Raw genomic sequence first — 18,116 nt, 5'->3', positions numbered from 1 at the left:
ATCGGCCCCGCCTTCCTATCCTTTCTGCGACTGCGAAAGGAATGCGGGGCTGGATGGAACGCAAATCGGTCAACCTGGCCCTGCAGGGCGGCGGGGCGCATGGCGCCTTCACCTGGGGCGTCCTGGACCGTCTTCTCGATGAACATTGGCTGGAGATCGCCGCCGTCAGCGGCACCTCGGCCGGGGCGCTGAACGGCGCGGCGCTGAAGGCGGGCCTGGGCGCGCATGGCGGGCGCGCGGGGCGCATGGCCGCCAAGGAGAACCTGGACCGCCTGTGGTCCGAGGTCGGCCTGATGAGCGACAACCGCATCGTGCGCTGGACGCAGTCGCTGATGCCGATGAACCGCACGATGCAGCGCTGGACCGAGATGTTCCAGCCCTCGGCCTGGCTCGAGAACCTGACCCGGATCTTCAGCCCCTACGATTACGGCCCGCTTTATACCAACCCGCTCGGGCCGCTGATGCAGGGGCTTCCCTATGCCGATTACGCCTGCGCGGGCGGCCCCGAGCTGTTCGTGGCGGCGACCAATGTGCGGACGGGGCGGCTGCGGGTGTTCACGGGGGCGGATGCGACGGTCGATGCGATCATGGCCTCGGCCTGCCTGCCGACGATGTTCCAGGCGGTCGAGATCCCGTGCCCCGCATCCGGCATGACCGAGGCCTATTGGGACGGGGGCTTTACCGGCAACCCGGCGCTGTTTCCGCTGTACGAGGGGCGGTTCCCGCGCGACATCCTGATCGTGGCGATCAATCCGCTGGTCCGCGACGTGGTCCCGCGCAGCCCGGTCGAGATCGCGGATCGCGTGAACGAGGTCAGCTTCAACAGCTCGCTTCTGTCGCAGCTGCGGGCGATCAATTTCGTCAAGAAACTGTTCGACGAGGGGCGGATGAACAACCGCGCCATGAAGAACGTGCTGGTGCACCTGATCGACGACGACAAGCTGATGAACGACCTGAACGCGCGGTCCAAGCTGCTGCCGCGGCCCGGGATGCTGGAGGACATGAAATCCGCGGGGCAGGCGGCGGCCGATGCATTCCTGGACCGGCACGCCGACAAGTTGAACAGGGCCGACAGCTTCGATCTGCGGACCCTGTTCGACAATCCCGTCGCCTGATCAGAAGGCGGCGGCGATCTTCGCGGCCAGGCGGGCGTTGTTCAGCACCAGCTCGATATTCGAGGCCAGCGAGCGGCCCTCGGTCAGTTCGAAGATGCGGCCCAGCAGGAAGGGCGTGACGGCCTTGGCCGCGATGCCCTGCGCCTCGGCCTCGGCCAGGGCCTGTTCGATCACGGGCATGATCTCGTCGCGCGCGATCTCGGCATCGGCCGGGATCGGGTTCGCGACCAGCTGGCCGCCCTTGAGGCCCAGGCGCGCGCGCATCTTCGCGGCCCCGGCGATCTCCGCCGGATCGTCCATGCGCAGCGGCGCCTTGATGCCGCTCTCGCGCGACCAGAAGGCGGGCAGCTCGTCTTGACCGAAGGCGATGACGGGAACGCCGAGCGTCTCCAGAACCTCCCAGGTCTTGGGCAGGTCGAGGATCGCCTTCGCGCCCGCCGCGACGACGGTGACGGGGGTCTGGCCCAGCTCCTGCAGGTCGGCCGAGATATCGAAGCTGGTTTCCGCGCCGCGATGCACGCCGCCGATGCCGCCGGTGGCAAAGACGTGGATGCCCGCCAGTTCGGCGCAGATCATCGTGGCCGCGACCGTCGTGGCGCCGGTGCGACCGTTCGCGATGCAGACGGCCAGGTCGGCGCGGCTCAGCTTCATCGCCTGGTCGGGCGGGGTCTGGGCCAGCGCGGTCAGTTCGTCGGTGGTCAGGCCGACATGGATGCGGCCGCCCATCACGGCGATGGTCGCGGGCACGGCACCGCCTTCGCGGATGACATCCTCGACCTTCTGGGCCATTTCCAGGTTCTGCGGCCAGGGCATCCCGTGGGTGATGATCGTGGATTCCAGCGCGACGACCGGGCGGCCCTGCTTCAACGCGTCGGCGACTTCGGGCGAGAAGCTGAGGGGGGCATCTTTCATCAGGGGACGTCCTTTCCGGAGACATGCGCGGCAGAGGCTTCGACCGCCTGCCGCAGGGCCGCATCGCGCGGCTGGTTCTTCAATTCGGCCGCAAGATGCGCGGCAAGGAAGCAATCGCCCGCGCCGGTGACGCGCGCGACCGTGACGGGGGGCGGGCGATGGGTCAGGGTCGGCCCGTTGGCCATCGCATCCGCCGCCGCATGGGGACCGTCCGTGACCAGCACGCGGGCCGCGCCGCGCGCGACCACGGCCTCGGCGGCGCTGGCGGCATCCGCGCAGGCGCGCCCGGCCAGGATCTCGGCCTCGAGACGGTTGAGATAGAAGCAGCCGCGCCGAGCGGCGATCAGGGGCTCCAGCCGCTCGGCCTTGCCGGGGCTTGCGGGCACCACGCGCAGATCGGCATGGGACAGGCGCGGATCGCGGGCGATCACGGCCAGCAGATCCTCGGTCAGGTTGCCGTCCAGCACGACGGGGCGCGACCAGGCGGCCAGCGCGTCGTCCAGGGGCGACAGGATCGCGTCGCCCGCCTCCTCCAGCGAATGGGCGTCGGCGATGGCCGCGATCAGCCCCTCGCTGTCCTCGATGCCCATGTAGCAGTCGGTGGGCAGGCCGCCGTCGCGGAACAGGTGCCCGGTCAGCACGCCCAGACGCTCGGCCTCGGCGATCAGGGCCTCGCCCTCGGGGTCGCGGCCCACGGCGGACAGCACGGCGGGCGAGACGCCCCAACGGGCCAGCGCGACCGCGACATTCAGCGCGACGCCCCCCGGAATGTGGCGGATCCGTCCCGGCACGTCCGCACCGGGCGCCATGCGGCGCGGCGCGCGGCCGATCACGTCCCACAGCATCGCCCCGATGCACAGGACCTCAGGCGTCGTCGTCATCCATTTCCCTCAGTTCGGCTTCCAGGAAGCGTTCGAAATCGTCCAGGTCCACCGGATCGAATTGTCCGAAGCCCTGCATCCAGACCGAGGCCATGCGCATTCCCGAAGGGTCCAGCATGCACCAGGTGATCCGGCCCCGCCGTTCCTGACGGATCAGGCCCGCGGCTGCAAGCACCGAGAGGTGCTTGGACACGGCCGCAAGGCTCATCTCGAAGGGCTGGGCGACGTCGCTGACGGCCATGTCGTCTTCCAGCAGCATGGACATCACGCGCCTGCGCGTGGGATCGGCAAGGGCCGCGAAGATCAGGTCCAGCCGGTCGGGGCCGGATGGTGGAACGGGGGCAGGGGGCATATGGGGATCGGGCCTTGGTCAACCAGCGGGTTGAATAATGTCCTGCCGCGCCGCGGAATGCAATGCGCGCGGCGAATTGCGAATATTGCGCCTTTTCATGGGCTTGCAACGGGGAACCCCGTGCTTGACTTGGGGGGCTGTTCTTTCTAGACAGCCTCCAACGAACACGGGGGCGTGAAGCATGGCCGGTGAACCCCGGGACGACGCGGAAAAGGGATGGGATGCCGACCGTCTCCGCGCGCTCGAGGAGAAGCTGGCCGCGAAGGCACCCGGTCCGCGGACCCCAGGTCCGATGGGCAAGTACGAACAGGCCAACCTGGCCTGGCGGATGGTGATCGAGCTTGTGACCGGGCTGGGGCTTGGCGGGGCGATCGGTTACGGTCTGGACTATCTTCTGGGGACGATGCCCCTGATGATGGTCATCTTCATTTTTCTCGGCCTCGCGGCCGGCATCAAGACGATGATGCGCACCGCGGGCGAGATCGACAAGGATACCGGCCCGAGGCCGGGCAGTGACGAGAGGGATTGATCGTGGCGACGGAAGCGACTGGCGGCGGCCTTGAATTCCACCCGATGGACCAGTTCGTGGTCAAGCCGCTCTTCGGCGGGGCCGAGGTCCACTGGTGGACGCCCACCAACGTCACGCTGTGGCTGGCGCTGACCGCGCTTGCGTCCATCGCGCTGCTGGTGCTGGGCACCCGTGGCCGCGCCGTGGTCCCGAACCGCGCGCAGTCGGTCGCCGAGATGGCATACGGCCTCGTTCACAAGATGATCGAGGACATCGCCGGCAAGGACGGCCTGCAGTACTTCCCCTATGTCCTGACGCTGTTCATGTTCATCTGCTTCGGCAACATGCTTGGCCTGGTTCCGACCGCATTCACCGTCACCTCGCATATTGCGGTGACCGGCGTGCTGGCCATGGCCGTGTTCATCGGCGTGACCGTCATCGGCTTCGTCAAGAACGGCAGCCACTTCCTCGAACTGTTCTGGATCAAGTCCGCGCCGCTGGCCGTGCGTCCGATCCTGGCCGTGATCGAGGTCATCAGCTACTTCGTGCGTCCGCTCAGCCTGTCCATCCGTCTGGCAGGCAACATGATCGCGGGCCACGCCGTCATCAAGGTCTTCGCAGGCTTCGCGGCAATCGCCGCGGTCGCACCCGTCGCCATCGTGGCCGTCGTCGGCATGTATGCCTTCGAAGTGCTGGTGGCCTTCGTGCAGGCTTACGTCTTCACGATCCTGACCTGCGTCTACCTCAAGGATGCGCTGCACCCGTCGCACTGAGGCGACGACGCGCAGCGACAGCGACCCCTGCCGGGGTCGCCCAACCAAGATCGCCAATCTTCCAACCGCAAGGAGAGATACCATGGAAGGCAATATCGCAGAACTGGGCCAGTACATCGGCGTCGGCCTGACCGCGTTCGGCATGGGCTTCGCAGCCCTCGGCGTGGGCAACGTCGCCGGCAACTTCCTGGCCGGTGCCCTGCGCAACCCGTCGGCTGCTGCCGGTCAGACCGCCACGCTGTTCATCGGCATGGCCTTTGCGGAAGCACTGGGGATCTTCTCGTTCCTCGTCGCGCTTCTGCTGATGTTCGCGGTCTGATCCCACGCCATCCTTGCGGCGGGGTGGGGGTTCGCCCCCGCCCCATCGTGATCTTCAAGGCCATGGGGTAGGAAATGTTCAGCCTGTTGCAAGAGGCCGCCACCCACGCGGTCGAACACTCTGAGGGCGAAGTCGTCGGTCACGACGCAGCCCACGGCACCGATGCCGCGGCCCACGGGGCCGATGCAGCGGGCCATGCCGAAGCCGCGGGACTTCCGCAGCTGGATCTGACCACGTTCGGCAACCAGATCTTCTGGCTGGTCGTGACGCTGGTGGTCCTCTATCTGGTCCTGTCGCGCGTCGCGCTGCCCCGTATCGCCGCCGTCCTGTCGGACCGTCAGGGCGCGATCACCGGCGATCTGATGGCCGCCGAGGAATTCAAGCAGAAGGCCCGTGCGGCCGAAGCTGCCTATGACAAGGCCCTGGCCGACGCCCGGTCCGAAGCTCAGGCGATCGTGGCGCAGAACCGCGCCGAGATCCAGGCCGAGCTGGACGCGGCAATCGCCAAGGCAGATGCCGAAATCGCGGCCCGCACCGCCGAATCCGAGGCACGCCTGCGCGAGATCCGCGCATCGTCGGATGCCGGCGCGCGCGAAGTCGCCCGTGATGTCGCCGCCGAACTGGTCGCGTCCTTCGGTGGCAACGCCGATGCCGCCAGCATCGACGCCGCCATCGACGCCCGGATGAAAGGAGCGGTGCAATGAAGCGTCTTCTCGCAACCGCAGCCGCCAGCGCGATGATCGCCGGTCCGGCAGCCGCCGCGTCGGGTCCGTTCTTCTCGCTGCGCAACACCGATTTCATCGTGCTGCTGGCGTTCATCGTCTTCATCGGCGTGCTGGTCTACTTCAAGGTTCCGGCCCTTCTGGGCGGCCTGCTGGACAAGCGTGCCGAGGGCATCCGCGCCGATCTGGACGAGGCACGCCGCCTTCGCGAGGAAGCTCAGGAGATCTATGCCAGCTACGAGCGCCGCCAGCGCGAGGTGAAGGGCCAGGCCGAGGAAATCGTCGCCAATGCCCGTCGCGACGCCGAGGCTCAGGCCGCGCGCGCGCAGGACGATCTGGCACGTTCGATCGACCGTCGCCTGCAGGCGGCCGAGGATCAGATCGCCAGCGCCGAGAACGACGCCGTGCGCGCCGTCCGTGACAAGGCCGTCGCCGCTGCCGTGTCCGCCGCCTCCGAGCTGCTGGCAAAGCAGGTCCAGGCGGGCAACCGCTCGGCCGGGATCGACGATGCGATCGAGGATGTGGCGCGCCGCCTGAACTGAGCGCCGCCCCGTCCCTGGAATGAAGAAACCCCCGGTGCCGCATGGCAGCCGGGGGTTTCTCGTTTTCGGTGGGTTGGGGCCGGGGTGAACCGGCCCGCCATTGTTACTGCGTCGGGCGGATGATGATCTCGACCCGGCGGTTCTGCGCACGACCCGATGCGGTGTCGTTCGACGCGACGGGCTGCGTCAGGCCGCGGCCGACGGCGACCATGCGGTTCTGGCTGACGCCTGCCGCCGACAGGATGCCCAGAACCGACTGCGCGCGGCGCTGCGACAGGTCCTGGTTGTAGGACGCGCTGCCGGTATTGTCGGTATGGCCGATGACCTCGACGCGGCTGTTCGGATACTGGTTCAGGTTCCGCGCCACGGCATAGAGGTCGCTCTGGGCGGGGCCGGAAACCGCTGCGCTGTCGGTCGCGAACAGGATGCCCTCGGGCATGACGACCTGAAGGTAGGACCCGTGGTTCACGATCTGGACATTCGGGTTCTGGATCGACTGTTCCAGCGCCGCCGCCTGGCGGTCCAGGATGTTGCCCGCGATCGCGCCGGCAGCCGCGCCGAGGATCGCGCCACGCGCAGCATCGCGGCCTTCGTTGTTGTTGTCGTCGTCGCGCGTCGCGCCATAGAGCGCGCCGACGGCGGCCCCTGCCAGCGCGCCCTGCTGGGTGCGGCTGAGACCGGTGCCGGTCCCCGTGCCCGTGGCGTTCGGATCGGCGCAGGCGCCAAGGACCATGAGGCCGGAAACGGCCAGGATTGCGGTGCTGCGGAGTTTCATCGGAGCTCCCTTTCGATGTTCCGGTGGCGGGGCATGTGCCGCGCCGTCTTGTTCTTGTCGGCCCGCTGTCGGGCCGGTTTCAACGCGTGGCACGCTGTCGCAGTTCCGGGCAAATGGAAAGCCAAGTTTCGGTGAACTGCACGGTCCGGTGCGGAATTCCGCGCGGCGCTTGCATTGGCGCGCGGGCGCGGTCAAAAGCGGGGGATCATGTCGAAACGCCTTCCCCCAGCCTTGCCCTTCGGCACGCAGGTCGCGATCTTCTCGCGGCTGCAGGACGCCAACCCCGCACCCGAGACCGAGCTGAACTTCGTGAACCCCTTCACGCTGGTCGTGGCCGTCGCGCTGTCGGCGCAGGCGACCGATGTCGGGGTGAACAAGGCCACGCGCGGGCTGTTCGCGCAGGCCGACACGCCGCAGAAGATGCTGGATCTGGGCCTCGAAGGCGTGACCGAGCACATCAAGACCATCGGCCTGTTCCGCCAGAAGGCCAAGAACGTCATCGCCCTGTCCCGCATCCTGGTCGAGGATTACGGCGGCGAGGTTCCCGACAGCCGCGCGGCGCTGATGTCGCTGCCGGGGGTGGGGCGCAAGACCGCGAACGTGGTCCTGTCCTGCGCCTTCGGCCATCCCGCGCAGGCCGTCGATACCCATATCTTCCGCGTCGGCAACCGGACCCGCATCGCCCCGGGCCGCGACGTGGACGAGGTCGAGCGCGCGATCGAGGATCACGTCCCCGCGCGGTTCCAGACCCATGCCCATCACTGGCTGATCCTGCACGGACGCTATGTCTGCCAGGCGCGGCGGCCCCGCTGCGCCATCTGCCCCATCGAAGAATTCTGCGCATTCGAGGAGAAGACCGAATGAACGAGCCCTATGTCATCGGCATCGGCAATGCCGTCATGGACATCATCGCCCCCACCGAGGAAGAGCGCCTGGCACAGCTGGGGATCGAGAAGGGGATCATGCAGCTGGTCGACCGCGAACGCTCGGAATACCTGATGGCGGCGCAGGCGGACGACCATTCCGAACGCCATTCCGGCTCTCGCATGGCAGCGGGCGGCAGCGTGGCGAACACGCTTGCGGGCATCGGCAAGCTGGGCCTGCGCACCGCCTTCATCGGCTGCGTCGCCGATGACGAGATCGGCCGCAGCTATGTCGCCCAGACCGAGGGTGCGGGCACGCGCTTCGTCAACGCGCCGGTTCCGGGCGGCAACCTGCCCAGTTCGCGCACCATCATCTTCGTGACCCCCGACGGAGAACGGTCGATGAACACCTATCTCGGCATCTCGGCCGAGCTGGGGCCGGAGGATGTCGATCCGGCGGTCTTCGACGGGGCGGGCTGGCTGTTCCTGGAGGGGTATCTGTTCGACAAGCCCAAGGGCAAGGACGCCTTCATGAAGGCTGCCGACCAGATCCACCGCGCGGGCGGGCAGGCGGGCATCGCGCTGTCGGATCCGTTCTGCGTGGACCGGCATCGCGACGATTTCCGCGAACTGGTCGCGGGGCGCATGGATTACGTCATCGGCAATGTCCACGAATGGCAGTCGCTCTATCAGGTCGAGGACCTGGAAGAGGCGCTGCGCCTTGCGACCGCCGATTGCGGTACGGTCGTCTGCACGCGATCGGGCGACGATGCGATCTTGATCCGCAACGAGGAACGTGTGACCGCGCCGGTCCATCGTGTGGTGCCGGTGGATGCGACGGGTGCGGGGGACCAGTTCGCCGCCGGGTTGATCTATGGCCTCGCCTCGGGGCGGCCGCTGGAGGTCGCGGGCCGCATGGGCTGCATCGCCGCCGCCGAGGTGATCGGCCATGTCGGCGCCCGCCCCGAGCGCGACCTGCTGGCGGATTTCCGCGCTGCGGGGCTGTAACAGGGACCGACTGCCGCCTCGATGCACATCGCACGGCGGAAATTGAACATCTTCGTCGAGGGCGGGTGGACATGTCCGCTCGCCCTCGGGCTGTATTGATGCAGCGAAGCAACTCGGCTTCGTGTTTGACGACTGACGGACAAGGCGCAGTGCACTGTGCCTGCAAAATTGGTCTTGAAAACTCCGTCAGCCAAGCAGATGGCTTCGGTGGGAACTCCATGCCGCTCGTTGGCGTCGGCACCAATGCGCCGAACATGTGGCCCGTCCGCATCCGCGCGGGTGCCCCGCGACAGAGGCTGCCTGTTGCGGATCTGCTGGTCTCGCAGAAGTATCGCACCCCGTCCGTCCGCTGGTGAAGGGCGTCCACGGGCGGAAACTGGCCGAGCGTCACCTGTCGAACGACAAGTCCGTCCTGGAATTCCACTGACCCCTCAGTGGCTTCACGTCTGCCTGTTCCACGCGACGGGCAGGCGTTGTTGCGTTGCGTGCCGGGGTTCCTGCGTGTATCACCGCGCAAACTAAGGCAGGCAAGGGTTTCCAAGATGCGCAGGGTTGTCGTTACGGGATTGGGTATGGTCACGCCTCTGGCCTCTGGGGTCGAGGAAACCTGGTCGCGGCTTCTGGAAGGGCAATCGGGCGCGGGCCCGATCACCCGCTTCGACGCGAAGGACGTGGTGACGAAATACGCCTGCGAGATTCCCTTCGGCGACGGCACGGACGGCACCTTCAACCCCGACGACTGGATGGCGCCCAAGGACCGGCGCAAGGTCGACGACTTCATCCTGTACGGCATGGCGGCGGCGCATCAGGCGGTGACCGATGCGGGCTGGACCCCCGAGGACGAAGAGGACCTGCTGCGCACCGGCGTGATGATCGGCTCGGGCATCGGCGGGTTGACCTCGATCGCCGAGACGGCGGTCCTGATCAAGGAACGCGGCCCCAAGCGCGTCAGCCCCTTCTTCATCCCCGGCGCGCTGATCAACCTGATCTCGGGCCAGGTGTCGATCCGCTATGGCTTCAAGGGTCCGAACCACGCGCCGGTGACGGCATGTTCGACCGGCGCCCATGCCATCGGCGACGCGGCCCGCATGATCGCCTTCGGCGACGCGGACGTGATGGTCGCGGGCGGCGCCGAAAGCCCCATCAGCGAGATCGGGATCGCGGGCTTCAACGCCTGCAAGGCCCTGTCCACCAAGCGCGAGGACGATCCGAAATCGGCCAGCCGCCCCTATGACGACGACCGCGACGGCTTCGTCATGGGCGAGGGCGCGGGCGTCGTCGTCCTCGAGGAATACGAGCACGCGGTCGCGCGTGGCGCCAAGATCTATGCCGAGGTGCTGGGCTACGGGATGTCGGGCGACGCCTATCACATCACCGCCCCTGCCGAGGATGGCGATGGCGGCTTCCGCGCGATGAAGGCGGCGCTGGCCTCGGCCCGGATCGAGCCGTCGCAGATCGACTATATCAACGCGCATGGCACCAGCACCATGGCCGACACGATCGAACTGGGCGCGGTCGAACGCCTGCTGGGCGATCACGCGAAGAACGCGGTCATGTCGTCCACCAAGTCCAGCATCGGCCACCTTCTGGGCGCCGCAGGCGCGGTCGAGGCGATCTTCAGTATCCTCGCGATCCGCGACCAGATCTGCCCGCCGACGATCAACCTGGACAATCCCGCGGTCGAGCCGCAGCTGGATCTGGCCGCCAATGCCGCCGTCCGCCGCAAGGTCGATGTCGCGCTGTCCAACAGCTTCGGCTTCGGGGGCACCAATGCCTGCCTGATCATCGGGAAGGTCCGGTAATGATCTGGCGCAACATCGCGTCGAACTTTCTGACGCTGCTGATCGTGCTGATGGTGGCGATCGCCGCCGCCATCGCATGGGCCAAGCGCGAATTCAGCGGTCCGGGTCCAAGCGAGGTTGCGCAATGCGTCCAGATCTCGCCGGGGGCCAGCCTGAACGCGGTCAGCAACCAGCTGGCCTCGCAGGGGGCGATCAGCCACGCCTATATCTTCCGCGCGGGCGCGGATTACATGGGCAAGGCGCGTGACCTGAAATTCGGCAGCTTCCTCGTGCCGCCGGGCGCCAGCATGGAACAGATTGTCGATACGGTCACGGCGGGCGGGCCGTCCACCTGCGGGACCGAGGTGCTGGTGCGCGTGGGCGTCCGCGAGAACAGCGTCCTGCTGCGCGACATGAATCCCGAGACAGGCGCCTACGAGGAGATGGCCCGCTTCAACCCTGCCACCGAGGAACGCCCCGAAGAGATCGCGCAGGCCGAGGCCAAGGCCGATGTACGCCTGTCGCTGGTCATGGCCGAGGGCGTCACCAGCTGGCAGGTTGTCGAGGCCCTGCGCGCGGCCGAGTTCCTGACCGGCGAGGTGACCGAGATCCCCGCCGAGGGCAGCCTCGCGCCCGACAGCTATCAGCTGCAGAAGGGCGCCGACCGCAACGCGATCCTGGCCGACATGGCCCGCCGCCAGGAAGCGATCCTGGCCCAGGCATGGGAGGATCGCCCCTTCGGTCTGCCCTATGACAGCCCCGAAGAGGCGCTGATCATGGCCTCGATCGTCGAGAAGGAAACCGGCGTCGCGGATGAACGCCCGCAGGTCGCCAGCGTCTTCGTGAACCGCCTGCGCCAGGGCATGCGCCTGCAGACGGACCCGACGGTCATTTACGGCATCACCAACGGGCAGGGCATCCTGGACCGCGGCATCCGCCGGTCGGAACTGAACGCGCGGACGGAATACAACACCTACCAGATCGACGGCCTGCCGCCGACGCCCATCGCCAATCCGGGCCGTGCCGCGATCCGCGCCGCGCTGAACCCAGACGAGACGGAGTACCTGTTCTTCGTCGCCGACGGCACGGGCGGTCACGCCTTCTCGCGCACGCTCGAGGAACACAACGCCGCCGTCGCCCGCTGGCGCGAGATCGAGGCCAATCGCGGTCTGCCGACCGACAGCCCCGTCCAGACCGACCAGTAACGCGCATCGCATTTGACAAGCAGAGGCCCCCGGATGCAGCCTGCAACCGGGGGCCTTTCGCATTCCGCCCCGCCACCAGGAGGATTCTGCGATGATGAAGATGTCCGACATGCTGAACGCGCTGGCCGACAATGCCCGCACCTTCGAGGAACGCATGGGCGAATGGCAGGATGCCATGTCGAAGAACAGCGAGGAGGCCATGACCCAGGCCCGCAAGTGGCAGGAACAGGCGATGGCCCAGCAGGAAGAGGTCAACCGCCAGATGCAGGCGCATCTGTCCCAGGCCAGCGATACCGTGCGCAACCAGTGGCAGCAGATGCAGGGCACGCTGGAAACCCAGTACGAGACCATGCGCAAGCAGGGCGAGGAGATGCGCGCCTCGGCGATGAAGATGACGGGCGGCGACGGCAAGGGCTTTGCCGACTGGGCCGAGGCCTATGCCGCGCAGATGGTGGGCTTCGCGCAGAAGATGCAGGGCGAGGCCGCCGATGCCATCGCCAAGGCGACCGAGGCGCGGGCCAAGTCGAAGAAAACCTGATGTGATGCGCGCGGAGGGCCTGTAAGCCGGATCCTGTCCACCGCTTGCGCGGCTGGATGACCATTCATCTGCCCCGACCGTTGCCGGCCGGATCTAGCTGCCTACCCGGATCTGCTGGGGCAAGGTGGCCCTGCGGGGTTGCCCCCGCGCGCGATCCCTATTCGGCATTGCTCCCGGTGGGGCTTGCCATGCGGGTCCTGTTGCCAGTCCCCCGGTGGGCTCTTACCCCACCGTTTCACCCTTACCCGTGCGGACACGGGCGGTCTGTTCTCTGTGGCGCTTTCCCTGGGGTTGCCCCCGCCGGGCGTTACCCGGCACCGTTACCTCATGGAGTCCGGACTTTCCTCGACGGTCTGCACCGCCACGGTCATCCGGCCCTCCGCGCAGCTGCGGATATGGACGAGGGGCCTCAGGCCGTCAAGTCGCGAAGCGCGGCGGCGACGGCCCGGTCGGCGCCGGTCTCGGGGCCGCGCGCCCAGGGGCGATGGCGCAGGCGAAAGGCCGCCAGCCGCGCATCGGCGTCGCCTTCGGGATATCCTATGGCCGTCAGCGATTGCGCAAGCGGCGCGTCGGCGGCGGTCCTGCGGGTGAACACGGCCAGTCCTTCGCGGGCCAGACCTTCCCAGTCGAAGCGGGGGCCGGGATCGTCCTTGCGCCCCGGTGCAAGGTCGGAATGCGCGATCACCGCATCGGGGCCGATCTGCCAGCGAGCCATGATGCCGCGCAGCAGGTCGCGCAGCGCGGCCATCTGCGGCGCGGCAAAGGGGCGGTCGCCGGGATTTGCCAGCTCGATCCCGATGGAGCGGCTGTTCACGTCGTCCTGCCCGCGCCAGCTGCCCGCGCCCGCATGCCACGCGCGACGATCCTCGGGGACCAGCGCGTCGATGCTGCCGTCCTCGTCGATCAGCCAATGGGCGCTGACCTCGGCCGCGGGGTCGCACAGCCTTGCACGGGCAGAGGCCGCGTCGATCATCTTGGTGAAGTGAAGCACGATCAGCGACGGGCGCTGGCCGCGCCTGTCGCCATGATTCGGGCTGGGATGCGTCATGGGGCCTGTTCGGCCCGCATCTGCGGGGCGATGTCGACCGGCGCGTCCGCCTGCGCGGCGGGCCTGACGATCCGCAGCTTGCGCACGCCCATGGTGGCCGGGGCGGGGACCGGGTCCTTGCCCGCGATATCGGCAGCCTTCGGCGCATAGAAGGGACGCGCGACAGGGATCTCCTGCACGGGGCCGCTGTTCGATACCAGCGCCGCCTCGCGGGCGGCGCGATATTCGCCATAGGGGTTGTTCTCGAACTGATAGTTCGGGTTCCAACCCTGGTTGACGCCACAGCCGGCCAGCGCCAGCACAAAGATCACCTTCCAGCCGCGCATCACGCCTCCGTTCGCTTGCCCGCCGACGTTACCACCAGCGGTCGGGCTTGGCCACAAAACCTGCGGCCCGTTCCAGCACCGACGCCTGGTTCAGCAGATCGCCTTCCTCGAAGGGACGACCGAACATCTGCAGGCCAAGCGGCAGCCCCTGCGCGTCCTGCCCGACCGGCACCGCGACGCCCGGCAGACCCGCCAGGTTCAGCGTGACCGTGAACACGTCGTTCAGGTACATCTGCACCGGATCGCCCTTGTCGACCGATCCCAGGGCGAAGGCCGCCGAGGGGGTGGTCGGCGCCAGGATCGAATCGATCCCGTCGGCGAAGGCGTTCTCGAAGTCGCGCTTGATCAGCGCGCGGACCTTGCGGGCGCGGTTGTAATAGGCGTCGTAGAAGCCCGCCGATAGCACATAGGTGCCGATCATCACGCGGCGCTGCACCTCGGGGCCGAAGCCCTCGGCGCGGGTCTTCTCGTACATCTCGACGATGCCGTCGCCCTGCGCCAGCTTGGCGCGATGCCCGTAGCGCACCCCGTCATAGCGCGCGAGGTTCGAGGACGCCTCGGCGGGGGCGATCACGTAATAGGCCGGCAGCGCGTATTTCGCGTGGGGCAGGCTTATATCCACGATCTCGGCGCCTGCATCGCGCAGCATCTCGGCGCCCTGCTTCCACAGTGCGTCGATGGCGTCGGGCATGCCCTCCATGCGGTATTCGCGCGGAATGCCGATGCGCTTGCCGCGGATGTCGCCGGTCAGCGCGGCCTCGAAATCGGGGACGGGCAGGTCGGCGCAGGTGCTGTCCATCGGATCGGCCGATGCCATCGCGCCCAGCATGATCGCGGCGTCGCGGACCGTCTTGGTCATCGGACCCGCCTGATCCAGGCTGGAGGCATAGGCGATCGTGCCCCAACGGCTGACGCGGCCATAGGTGGGCTTCAGTCCGACCGTGCCGGTGAAGGCCGCGGGCTGGCGGATCGAGCCGCCGGTATCGGTGCCGGTCGCGGCGATCACCAGGTCGGCAGCCACGGCGGCGGCGGACCCGCCCGAGGAGCCGCCCGGCGTCAGCTGCTGACCGTCCGGCCCACGCCACGGGTTCACCGCGGGGCCGTAGCAGCTCGATTCGTTGGTCGAGCCCATGGCGAACTCGTCCTGGTTCAGCTTGCCCAGCATGACCGCGCCCGCATCCCACAGGTTGCGCGTGACGGTCGATTCATATTCCGGCACGAAACCCTTGAGGATGTTGCTGCCCGCTTGGGTCGGCACGCCCTTGACGGCGAACACGTCCTTCACGCCCACGGGGATGCCCGTCATGGCGGTCGCATTGCCCGCCGCAATGCGCTTGTCGGCCTCGGCGGCCATCTGGCGGGCCATGTCCGCAGTCCTGTGGACAAACGCGTTCAGCGCGCCTTGGCCCTCGGCCGCGGCGATGCAGGCTTCGGTCAGTTCGACCGAGGTGGTCTCGCCCTTGGCCAGCGCGTCGCGGGCCCCGGCGATGGTCATGCGGTTCAGTTCGGTCATTCCACCACCTTCGGCACGGCAAAGAAGCCCTCGCGCGCGTCGGGGGCATTCGACAGGATCTTCTCGGGCATGCCGCCCGTGGTGACGCCATCCTCGCGGCGCTTGAGGCGCATGGGCGTGACGCCGGTCATCGGCTCGACGCCTTCGACATCGACCTCGTTCAGCTGTTCCATGAAATGCAGAATGCCGCTGAGTTCGCGCGCCAGAGCCGGCAGTTGGGCGTCATCGACCGCGATGCGCGCCAGATGCGCGACCTTGCGGGCCTCGTCTTCGGTGATCGACATGACATTTCCTTTCGTTCGGGCGCGGGTCTACCTTGCCCGCGATGATCCCGCAAGATTTCGCGCCACCATATGCGCGCGCGGATGAAGGGGGCAGGGGGGAAGGCCCGTCTTTTCAGGGGTTTGACCCGTCCGGGCGAAAAAAACGGGACGGCTGCATTTTTCCTCTTGCGGGGCGGAACGGCTTTGCCTAAACACCGCCTCACGCCGCAGGGAAGACCTGCAGCGTCACAAGTGGCCCGTTCGTCTATCGGTTAGGACGCCAGGTTTTCAACCTGGAAAGAGGGGTTCGATTCCCCTACGGGCTGCCACTTCCTTCCATCGCGGAACGGACCCCGACCACCAGGTCGGACCCTTCGCATGGGATGCGCCTTGATCCGGCGCGGGTGAGAAACTTGCCGAAAGGCTGTTGACACCATCGCAAGGATCGCTAAAAGGCGGCTTCCACGGGCGGCAGATGTCGTCGGTGAAACCAAGTGGCCCGTTCGTCTATCGGTTAGGACGCCAGGTTTTCAACCTGGAAAGAGGGGTTCGATTCCCCTACGGGCTGCCACTTCCTTCCATCGCGGAACGGACCCCGACCACCAGGTCGGACCCTTCGCATGGGATGCGCCTTGATCCGGCGCGGGTGAGAAACTTGCCGAAAGGCTGTTGACACCATCGCAAGGATCGCTAAAAGGCGGCTTCCACGGGCGGCAGATGTCGTCGGTGAAACCAAGTGGCCCGTTCGTCTATCGGTTAGGACGCCAGGTTTTCAACCTGGAAAGAGGGGTTCGATTCCCCTACGGGCTGCCACTTCCTTACCTTCGGAATACGCCTTGCAACCCCGTCCGGGGCTGTTGGCATGTCTGTGGAAAACCTTGTGAAAAAACCCGCCGAAAGCGGTTGACTTCGCAGCACGGACAGCTAAAAGGCGGCTTCCATACGAATTCCACGGGGTTTGCGGCGCGCGATTGCCCCGAAGCAGGAGCGACAATCATGGCGAAGCCGACCACCATCAAGATCCGGCTGAACTCGACCGCCGGCACCGGGCACTTCTACGTCACCAAGAAGAACGCCCGCACGATGACTGAAAAGATGACCGTTCGTAAGTACGATCCGGTCGTTCGTCAGCACGTCGAGTACAAGGAAGGCAAGATCAAGTAAGATCTTGACCGTCCGGTCGATGAAAAAAGGGTCGCGTTCCAGATCGGAACGCGGCCCTTTTCCTTTGCCTGCGCGGGAACGAAGCCTGGACGTGAACGGAAAACCCCCGCCCTGGTGGGGGCGGGGGTCCGGTTCGTCAGCCCAGCACCTCGGCGATGCTGTCGCGGGTGACCTCGACGATCCTGTCGGCCTCGGCCTCGGTCAGGCACAGGGGCGGGGCGAAGCCCAGGATGTCGCCCTGCGGCATGGCGCGGGCGATGACGCCGCGCTTCAGCATGGCGGCCACGACCTTGGCGCCCTTGCCCTCGGAGGGGTCGAAGAAGCGGCGACCGTCGCGCTCGGCGACCAGTTCCACGGCGCAGAGCATGCCCTCGCCGCGCACTTCGCCCACATTGGCATGGTTGCCCACGGCGGCGGTCATCTGCGCGTTCAGATAGGCGCCGACCTTGCCCGCGTTCCCGACCAGGCCCAGCTCGTCGATCAGCTTCAGGTTGGCGATCCCCGCGGCCGCGCCGATGGGATGCGCGCTGTAGGTCCAGCCGTGGCCCAGCACGCCGTTCTCGTCGGTGCCGCGCGACAGGACCTCCCACATGCGCTGGCCGACGATGGTCGCGGACAGCGGCGCATAGGCGCTGGTCAGGCCCTTGGCGCTGGTGATCAGGTCGGGCTTCATGCCGTAATGGTCGCTGCCGAACATGCTGCCCAGACGCCCGAAGCCGGTCACGACCTCATCCGCGATCAGCAGGATGTCGTGCTTGTCCAGCACCTTCTGGATGGCCTCCCAATAGCCGGCGGGGGGCGGGACGATGCCGCCGGTGCCCAGCACGGGCTCGCCGATGAAGGCCGCGATGGTGTCGGCGCCCTCGGCCTCGATCAGCTCCTCCAGCTTCTGCGCGCAATGGGCGGTGAAGTCGGCCTCGGACATGTTCAGATCGGGGCGGCGGAAGTAGTAGGGCGCCTCGGTATGGATCACCTGCGAAAGGGGCAGGTCGAACTTCTTGTGGAACAGCTCCAGCCCCGTCAGCGACCCGGTCACCAGGCCCGACCCGTGATAGCCGCGCCAGCGGCTGATGATCTTCTTCTTCTGCGGGCGGCCCAGGATGTTGTTGTAGTACCAGACCAGCTTCACGTTGGTCTCGTTCGCGTCCGACCCGCCAAGGCCGAAATAGACGCGGGCCATGCCCTCGGGGGCGCGGTCCATCACCATCTTGGCCAGCGTGATCGAGGCCTCGGACCCGTGCCCGGCATAGGAATGGTAATAGGCCAGCTCGTGCGCCTGCTTGGCGATGGCATCCGCGATCTGCGTGCGGCCATAGCCCACGTTCACGCAATACAGCCCCGCGAAACCGTCCAGCAGGCGGTTGCCGTCACGGTCGGTGATGTGGACGCCTTCGCCGCCCGTCACGATCCGCTGCGGGGCCTCGCCGCGTTCGAACTGACCGAGATGGGTCGAGGGATGGAAAAAGCTCTCGCGGTCCCATTTCGCAAGTTCGTCATTCGTCAGCATG

22 protein-coding genes, 3 tRNA genes and 1 other RNA gene are annotated in these 18,116 nt (G+C 67.2%); 16 read left to right on the top strand and 10 right to left on the bottom strand.

The window, feature by feature from the left end; all coding sequences use genetic code 11:
- Positions 1–53: 53 nt before the first annotated feature.
- Positions 54–1,115, top strand: coding sequence for a patatin-like phospholipase family protein (locus tag QMZ16_RS00270; protein WP_282601651.1), 1,062 nt, complete (start codon positions 54–56; stop codon positions 1,113–1,115).
- On the opposite strand, the gene QMZ16_RS00265 is transcribed toward QMZ16_RS00270, so the two are convergent.
- The 3 genes from QMZ16_RS00265 to QMZ16_RS00255 are packed head-to-tail and all read right to left on the bottom strand — an operon-like array spanning position 1,116 to position 3,260.
- Positions 1,116–2,027 carry a pseudouridine-5'-phosphate glycosidase gene (locus QMZ16_RS00265; RefSeq protein WP_282601650.1) on the bottom strand — a complete coding sequence of 304 codons (912 nt, stop codon included), beginning with the start codon at positions 2,025–2,027 and terminating at the stop codon, positions 1,116–1,118.
- Positions 2,027–2,908, bottom strand: coding sequence for a PfkB family carbohydrate kinase (locus QMZ16_RS00260; protein WP_022707394.1), 882 nt, complete (start codon positions 2,906–2,908; stop codon positions 2,027–2,029). The genes QMZ16_RS00265 and QMZ16_RS00260 overlap by 1 nt, the downstream gene beginning before the upstream one ends.
- Entirely contained in the window at positions 2,892–3,260 is a 369-nt protein-coding gene (locus QMZ16_RS00255) for a metalloregulator ArsR/SmtB family transcription factor (RefSeq protein ID WP_282601649.1), read from the bottom strand. The genes QMZ16_RS00260 and QMZ16_RS00255 overlap by 17 nt, the downstream gene beginning before the upstream one ends.
- A 181-nt stretch (positions 3,261–3,441) precedes the next feature.
- On the opposite strand from QMZ16_RS00255, the gene QMZ16_RS00250 reads away from it, so the two are divergent.
- The 5 genes from QMZ16_RS00250 (at position 3,442) to QMZ16_RS00230 (ending at position 6,124) form a co-directional block, all read left to right on the top strand.
- Positions 3,442–3,789, top strand: a complete 348-nt coding sequence (locus QMZ16_RS00250; RefSeq protein WP_282601648.1) for an AtpZ/AtpI family protein — start codon at positions 3,442–3,444, stop codon at positions 3,787–3,789.
- A gap of 2 nt (positions 3,790–3,791) precedes the next feature.
- A complete protein-coding gene (locus QMZ16_RS00245) occupies positions 3,792–4,541 on the top strand; it encodes a F0F1 ATP synthase subunit A (protein ID WP_028725805.1) in 750 nt (249 codons plus the stop codon).
- 82 nt (positions 4,542–4,623) lie between these two features.
- Positions 4,624–4,860 carry a F0F1 ATP synthase subunit C gene (locus tag QMZ16_RS00240; protein ID WP_022707390.1) on the top strand — a complete coding sequence of 79 codons (237 nt, stop codon included), beginning with the start codon at positions 4,624–4,626 and terminating at the stop codon, positions 4,858–4,860.
- 74 nt (positions 4,861–4,934) lie between these two features.
- The gene (locus QMZ16_RS00235; protein ID WP_022707389.1) at positions 4,935–5,564 is read left to right on the top strand and encodes a F0F1 ATP synthase subunit B'; all 630 of its coding nucleotides are present in this window, start codon (positions 4,935–4,937) and stop codon (positions 5,562–5,564) included.
- Positions 5,561–6,124 (top strand): F0F1 ATP synthase subunit B, encoded by a 564-nt coding sequence (locus QMZ16_RS00230; RefSeq protein WP_282601647.1) that lies wholly within the window; start codon positions 5,561–5,563, stop codon positions 6,122–6,124. Before QMZ16_RS00235 ends, QMZ16_RS00230 begins: the two co-directional genes overlap by 4 nt.
- 103 nt (positions 6,125–6,227) lie before the next feature.
- On the opposite strand, the gene QMZ16_RS00225 is transcribed toward QMZ16_RS00230, so the two are convergent.
- Positions 6,228–6,899 (bottom strand): OmpA family protein, encoded by a 672-nt coding sequence (locus QMZ16_RS00225; protein WP_282601646.1) that lies wholly within the window; start codon positions 6,897–6,899, stop codon positions 6,228–6,230.
- A 207-nt stretch (positions 6,900–7,106) separates the two neighbouring features.
- Between QMZ16_RS00225 and nth the strand changes: the two genes are divergently transcribed.
- The 6 genes from nth to QMZ16_RS00195 all read left to right on the top strand — a co-directional run bounded on the left by nth (position 7,107) and on the right by QMZ16_RS00195 (position 12,294).
- Positions 7,107–7,763 (top strand): endonuclease III, encoded by a 657-nt coding sequence (nth, locus tag QMZ16_RS00220; RefSeq protein ID WP_282601645.1) that lies wholly within the window; start codon positions 7,107–7,109, stop codon positions 7,761–7,763.
- A complete protein-coding gene (locus QMZ16_RS00215; protein ID WP_282601644.1) occupies positions 7,760–8,770 on the top strand; it encodes an adenosine kinase in 1,011 nt (336 codons plus the stop codon). Before nth ends, QMZ16_RS00215 begins: the two co-directional genes overlap by 4 nt.
- Positions 8,771–8,988: 218 nt before the next feature.
- Positions 8,989–9,126, top strand: a complete 138-nt coding sequence (locus QMZ16_RS00210) for a hypothetical protein (protein WP_282601643.1) — start codon at positions 8,989–8,991, stop codon at positions 9,124–9,126.
- A 186-nt stretch (positions 9,127–9,312) separates the two neighbouring features.
- Complete coding sequence (gene fabF, locus QMZ16_RS00205; protein WP_028725803.1) at positions 9,313–10,572, top strand: beta-ketoacyl-ACP synthase II; 1,260 nt, start codon at positions 9,313–9,315, stop codon at positions 10,570–10,572.
- Between the two features lie 2 nt (positions 10,573–10,574).
- Positions 10,575–11,756, top strand: coding sequence for an endolytic transglycosylase MltG (mltG, locus tag QMZ16_RS00200; RefSeq protein WP_282601826.1), 1,182 nt, complete (start codon positions 10,575–10,577; stop codon positions 11,754–11,756).
- Positions 11,757–11,847: 91 nt separating this feature from the next.
- The gene (locus tag QMZ16_RS00195) at positions 11,848–12,294 is read left to right on the top strand and encodes a hypothetical protein (protein ID WP_022707381.1); all 447 of its coding nucleotides are present in this window, start codon (positions 11,848–11,850) and stop codon (positions 12,292–12,294) included.
- A 6-nt stretch (positions 12,295–12,300) separates the two neighbouring features.
- Here QMZ16_RS00195 and rnpB read toward each other — a convergent pair.
- The 5 genes from rnpB to gatC form a co-directional block, all read right to left on the bottom strand.
- An RNA gene (rnpB, locus tag QMZ16_RS00190) (RNase P RNA component class A) lies at positions 12,301–12,677 on the bottom strand.
- A gap of 26 nt (positions 12,678–12,703) precedes the next feature.
- Entirely contained in the window at positions 12,704–13,342 is a 639-nt protein-coding gene (locus tag QMZ16_RS00185) for an N-acetylmuramoyl-L-alanine amidase (RefSeq protein WP_282601642.1), read from the bottom strand.
- The gene (locus QMZ16_RS00180; protein ID WP_282601641.1) at positions 13,339–13,668 is read right to left on the bottom strand and encodes a hypothetical protein; all 330 of its coding nucleotides are present in this window, start codon (positions 13,666–13,668) and stop codon (positions 13,339–13,341) included. The genes QMZ16_RS00185 and QMZ16_RS00180 overlap by 4 nt, the downstream gene beginning before the upstream one ends.
- A gap of 28 nt (positions 13,669–13,696) precedes the next feature.
- Positions 13,697–15,181, bottom strand: a complete 1,485-nt coding sequence (gene gatA, locus QMZ16_RS00175; protein WP_282601640.1) for an Asp-tRNA(Asn)/Glu-tRNA(Gln) amidotransferase subunit GatA — start codon at positions 15,179–15,181, stop codon at positions 13,697–13,699.
- Positions 15,178–15,465 (bottom strand): Asp-tRNA(Asn)/Glu-tRNA(Gln) amidotransferase subunit GatC, encoded by a 288-nt coding sequence (gatC, locus tag QMZ16_RS00170; protein WP_022707378.1) that lies wholly within the window; start codon positions 15,463–15,465, stop codon positions 15,178–15,180. The genes gatA and gatC overlap by 4 nt, the downstream gene beginning before the upstream one ends.
- Before the next feature lie 233 nt (positions 15,466–15,698).
- On the opposite strand from gatC, the gene QMZ16_RS00165 reads away from it, so the two are divergent.
- The 4 genes from QMZ16_RS00165 to rpmG all read left to right on the top strand — a co-directional run bounded on the left by QMZ16_RS00165 (position 15,699) and on the right by rpmG (position 16,608).
- Positions 15,699–15,773: transfer RNA gene (locus QMZ16_RS00165), tRNA-Glu, on the top strand.
- 167 nt (positions 15,774–15,940) lie between these two features.
- Positions 15,941–16,015, top strand: a tRNA-Glu gene (locus tag QMZ16_RS00160).
- Between the two features lie 167 nt (positions 16,016–16,182).
- A tRNA-Glu gene (locus QMZ16_RS00155) sits at positions 16,183–16,257 on the top strand.
- A 183-nt stretch (positions 16,258–16,440) separates the two neighbouring features.
- Positions 16,441–16,608 carry a 50S ribosomal protein L33 gene (gene rpmG / locus QMZ16_RS00150; RefSeq protein WP_022707377.1) on the top strand — a complete coding sequence of 56 codons (168 nt, stop codon included), beginning with the start codon at positions 16,441–16,443 and terminating at the stop codon, positions 16,606–16,608.
- Between the two features lie 136 nt (positions 16,609–16,744).
- Here the strand turns inward: rpmG and QMZ16_RS00145 are convergent, their stop codons facing one another.
- Complete coding sequence (locus tag QMZ16_RS00145) at positions 16,745–18,115, bottom strand: aspartate aminotransferase family protein (RefSeq protein ID WP_282601639.1); 1,371 nt, start codon at positions 18,113–18,115, stop codon at positions 16,745–16,747.
- Position 18,116: the final 1 nt, after the last annotated feature.

The organism is Paracoccus sp. PARArs4 (assembly GCF_947311865.1).
Taxonomy (GTDB): Bacteria; Pseudomonadota; Alphaproteobacteria; order Rhodobacterales; family Rhodobacteraceae; genus Paracoccus; species Paracoccus zeaxanthinifaciens.
Note: the sequence above shows the minus strand (reverse complement) of the source record. Positions and strands in the feature narration are given on the sequence as shown.

What these genes read in the sequence shown, in the direction of transcription:
- QMZ16_RS00180 (WP_282601641.1), bottom strand. Translation starts at nt 13,668, where the DNA reads ATGCGCGGCTGGAAGGTGATCTTTGTGCTGGCGCTGGCCGGCTGTGGC.
- QMZ16_RS00260 (WP_022707394.1), bottom strand. Translation starts at nt 2,908, where the DNA reads ATGACGACGACGCCTGAGGTCCTGTGCATCGGGGCGATGCTGTGGGAC.
- QMZ16_RS00265 (WP_282601650.1), bottom strand. Translation starts at nt 2,027, where the DNA reads ATGAAAGATGCCCCCCTCAGCTTCTCGCCCGAAGTCGCCGACGCGTTG.
- QMZ16_RS00250 (WP_282601648.1), top strand. Translation starts at nt 3,442, where the DNA reads ATGGCCGGTGAACCCCGGGACGACGCGGAAAAGGGATGGGATGCCGAC.
- QMZ16_RS00225 (WP_282601646.1), bottom strand. Translation starts at nt 6,899, where the DNA reads ATGAAACTCCGCAGCACCGCAATCCTGGCCGTTTCCGGCCTCATGGTC.
- QMZ16_RS00240 (WP_022707390.1), top strand. Translation starts at nt 4,624, where the DNA reads ATGGAAGGCAATATCGCAGAACTGGGCCAGTACATCGGCGTCGGCCTG.
- gatA (WP_282601640.1), bottom strand. Translation starts at nt 15,181, where the DNA reads ATGACCGAACTGAACCGCATGACCATCGCCGGGGCCCGCGACGCGCTG.
- rpmG (WP_022707377.1), top strand. Translation starts at nt 16,441, where the DNA reads ATGGCGAAGCCGACCACCATCAAGATCCGGCTGAACTCGACCGCCGGC.
- gatC (WP_022707378.1), bottom strand. Translation starts at nt 15,465, where the DNA reads ATGTCGATCACCGAAGACGAGGCCCGCAAGGTCGCGCATCTGGCGCGC.
- QMZ16_RS00235 (WP_022707389.1), top strand. Translation starts at nt 4,935, where the DNA reads ATGTTCAGCCTGTTGCAAGAGGCCGCCACCCACGCGGTCGAACACTCT.
- QMZ16_RS00270 (WP_282601651.1), top strand. Translation starts at nt 54, where the DNA reads ATGGAACGCAAATCGGTCAACCTGGCCCTGCAGGGCGGCGGGGCGCAT.
- nth (WP_282601645.1), top strand. Translation starts at nt 7,107, where the DNA reads ATGTCGAAACGCCTTCCCCCAGCCTTGCCCTTCGGCACGCAGGTCGCG.
- QMZ16_RS00215 (WP_282601644.1), top strand. Translation starts at nt 7,760, where the DNA reads ATGAACGAGCCCTATGTCATCGGCATCGGCAATGCCGTCATGGACATC.
- QMZ16_RS00145 (WP_282601639.1), bottom strand. Translation starts at nt 18,115, where the DNA reads ATGCTGACGAATGACGAACTTGCGAAATGGGACCGCGAGAGCTTTTTC.
- QMZ16_RS00185 (WP_282601642.1), bottom strand. Translation starts at nt 13,342, where the DNA reads ATGACGCATCCCAGCCCGAATCATGGCGACAGGCGCGGCCAGCGCCCG.
- QMZ16_RS00210 (WP_282601643.1), top strand. Translation starts at nt 8,989, where the DNA reads ATGCCGCTCGTTGGCGTCGGCACCAATGCGCCGAACATGTGGCCCGTC.
- QMZ16_RS00230 (WP_282601647.1), top strand. Translation starts at nt 5,561, where the DNA reads ATGAAGCGTCTTCTCGCAACCGCAGCCGCCAGCGCGATGATCGCCGGT.
- QMZ16_RS00255 (WP_282601649.1), bottom strand. Translation starts at nt 3,260, where the DNA reads ATGCCCCCTGCCCCCGTTCCACCATCCGGCCCCGACCGGCTGGACCTG.
- QMZ16_RS00195 (WP_022707381.1), top strand. Translation starts at nt 11,848, where the DNA reads ATGATGAAGATGTCCGACATGCTGAACGCGCTGGCCGACAATGCCCGC.
- fabF (WP_028725803.1), top strand. Translation starts at nt 9,313, where the DNA reads ATGCGCAGGGTTGTCGTTACGGGATTGGGTATGGTCACGCCTCTGGCC.